Annotated in this window: 1 pseudogene; it reads right to left on the bottom strand. The window is 70.5% G+C overall.

The features are described from left to right. Nucleotides 1–511: pseudogene (locus BFF77_RS32550) on the bottom strand (glycoside hydrolase family 2); the annotation flags it as partial.

Genomic DNA, 511 nt, shown 5'->3' with positions numbered 1-511 from the left:
TGGGCGCGGGAGGCCGCGTCCGGGGTGATCGTGTTCATCGCCGGCATGTCCTGCCAGACCAGCAGTCCGAGCCGGTCGGCCCAGTGGAACCAGCGGTCGGGCTCCACCTTGATGTGTTTGCGCACGGAGTTGAAACCGAGCCGCTTGTGCGTCCTCAGGTCGTACGCGAGGGCCTCGTCGGTCGGCGCGGTGTGCAGCCCGTCCGGCCAGAAGCCCTGGTCGAGCGTGGCCATCAGAAAGACCGGCTCGCCGTTGAGAACCGTACGCGGCGCTCCGGCGACCGTCTCGACGCCGATCGAGCGCATACCGAAGTAGCTGCCGACCGTGTCCTTGCCGCCCTTGCCCGCCGTCACCTCCAGCCGGTAGAGATACGGATCGTCGGGCGACCAGAGCCGTGGATCACGCACGGGCACGCTCAGCGGCGCTCCGGCGCGGCCGGTGGCCGTGCCCGCTCTGCGCCCGCCCTCGTACGCGGTGGCCGTGACCGGCACACCGTCGCGTATCCCGCGTA

The sequence above is a fragment of the Streptomyces lushanensis genome, from assembly GCF_001700515.1.
GTDB classification, from domain to species: Bacteria; Actinomycetota; Actinomycetes; order Streptomycetales; family Streptomycetaceae; genus Streptomyces; species Streptomyces lushanensis.
Note: the sequence above shows the minus strand (reverse complement) of the source record. Positions and strands in the feature narration are given on the sequence as shown.